This is a genomic window from Lacticaseibacillus saniviri JCM 17471 = DSM 24301 (genome assembly GCF_001311785.1).
In the GTDB taxonomy this organism is placed as follows: Bacteria; Bacillota; Bacilli; order Lactobacillales; family Lactobacillaceae; genus Lacticaseibacillus; species Lacticaseibacillus saniviri.
The window spans coordinates 1-2,281 of sequence record NZ_BBBX01000050.1 but is presented as its reverse complement, the minus strand read 5'-3'; the positions used below and the strand labels follow the sequence as shown (position 1 = coordinate 2,281).

Annotated in this window: 2 pseudogenes; both read left to right on the top strand. The window is 42.9% G+C overall.

Annotated elements, in window-relative coordinates:
• Nucleotides 1–399, top strand: a pseudogene (locus JCM17471_RS13000) (nicking enzyme TraA protein); the annotation flags it as partial.
• A pseudogene (locus JCM17471_RS12995) lies at nt 374–2,029 on the top strand (type IA DNA topoisomerase). The pseudogenes JCM17471_RS13000 and JCM17471_RS12995, both read left to right, overlap by 26 nt.
• Nucleotides 2,030–2,281: the final 252 nt, after the last annotated feature.

Below are 2,281 nucleotides of genomic sequence, written 5' to 3'. Positions count from 1 at the left end.
GAGCTTAGATCAGTTAGAAAATCATCACTTACAACGGGTTTTAAAGCATGATGGTACTAAACAACTCTTTTTGGCGAATGCAAAGCTGATCCGACGATTAAGAACAGTCAGATCGAGAAAATCCAAATGCAGTTAAAAGAGCAACAAGCCAAGGACGACCAGTACAGAAAAGCAAATATCGGACATTATCAACCACTGAACTACAAGCCAGTTAGTCCAGACTATTACTTAAAGACGGCCTTTAGTGACGCGATCATGACTGTTCTATATGCTCGTGATGAAGATTACCAACGGCAAAAACAAGAACGCGGCTTAAAAGAGACCGAGTGGGAAATGACGAAAAAGCAGCGGCAACATCAAACCCGGAACCGGCATGAAGATTGGGGCATGCACTTGTAATCACAAAATTAGCGACTGGTTAATTGGTATGAATGGTAGCTCATAATGTATTTTATATTGAGAAAAATTTGGTACGTAGAGCGTGCTCGATTAGTTACGTATAGCTGCCAGCCTTGTGTATGGTCTATCAAAGAGACCAGGTAAACAAAACCTTTAAGCCGAAACCCTATTTTGAACTAAATGCTGAAATTATTGCTAATTAGCAAAAATTCGTCGCAAAATTAGACCCCTATCAGCGATTTAAAGACGAAACAGGGCTAATAACATTCATGCAAGCTAAACATGTTCAGAAAGGATCACAGGCTGGTTTAATCAAGGGCATTCAAAACCAGGCTAAAAAGCGTGCTAGTCCCCAACTATTCTCACTATCCAGTCTCCAAAGTGCCATGAATAAACGTTATCACGCCAGTGCCAGCCAGACTTTGGCGGCCATTCAGAGTTTATACGAAGCCAAGTTCCTTAGCTATCCCCGAACCGATTGTGCTTATATCACTGATGAAGAATTTGAGTATTTAATGGCTAATCTGACGAAGTATCTGGGTTTAGTCTCTAAGCAAGTCGCTTTAACCAATACCGCCCCGAATAAGCGCTATGTTAATGGAAAGAAGGTTGAAGAACACTACGCCATTATCATGACTAAAATCGTCCCGACTAAAGATCAATTAGCTGCCTTACCTAAATTACAGCAACAAGTCTATGACTTGGTTTTAAGAACGACGTTAGCGATGTTTGCTGATCCGTACGAGTACGAGGAAACCACCATTATTACCCAAGTTGGTGACGCCAATTTTAAAGCAACCGGTAAGGTCCCAACTAAGCAAGGCTGGCAAGCTTTATTTGATGAAACCAAAACCGAGCAGCAAGAAGCAGCAACTTTACCGCTCGTTCACCAAGGCGATCAAGTCCAAGCAAATCTGCAAACGCCGCAAAAGAAACGACACCTCCGGTACCCTTTACCGAAGGTACCCTGATTACGGCCATGAAGACCGCTGGCAAAACGCTTGATGATGAAGTAGCCCAGGCGATTCTCAAAGATGTGCAAGGCATTGGGACAAGTGCGACCCGGGCCAATGTGCTGGAAGTGTTAAAGAAACGCGGCTATTTAGTTACTGAAAAGAATAAGTTGCACGTCAGTGAAGCCGGAATCACTTTATGTAAAGCAGTCGAACTCGAACCCTTGCTAACTAGCCCAGAAATGACGGCTAAATGGGAGCAAGCATTACAGCAAATCAGTACCGAAGAACGCACCCCAGATAACTTTTTGAGCCAGATTAAGAAGTTTGTGGCGAAGTTAATTGCTGATGTCCCCACACAATTAACCGGCAATGCAGCCATTAAGCAACAAATCAATCACCAACAGCAAGCACAAAAGTCCGCCGAGGTCTTCTTAGAAACACCGCAAGCGACCGTTTTAAATAAACAGAAGTTTTATATTGTAAAGCCTAAGCAAGGCGAAGACTTTACCCTGCCCAAGAAATGGAGCAGTAAGACCCTCGGGAAGACCGCAATCAAAGCACTGGTCACCAAAGGGGAAACCAGCAAACTAAAGGGTTTCAAGAGCAAAAAGGGGAAGTCGTTTGACGCCAAGTTAAAGCTTGACGGCCATAAATTAAGTTTTGATTTTGATTAGAACCTGCCTACCGCCCTACACTACGTTCCGGTTGGTTAACCCGTCATTTAGGTTCACTTTTACAATCCCAAAAGTAAACCTGAACAACGGGTGAGATTAACAAAGCAAAGGAGATCATAAAATGAACAACGAATTAGCAGTTTTAGCCAGTGAATTACCCGTTTTGCAAGCTAAAGGAACCTACAAGTATTTAAAAGAAATCACTGGTAACGGCGCTTATTATCAAGTAGCCTGGCAAAAATTGTCTGACGG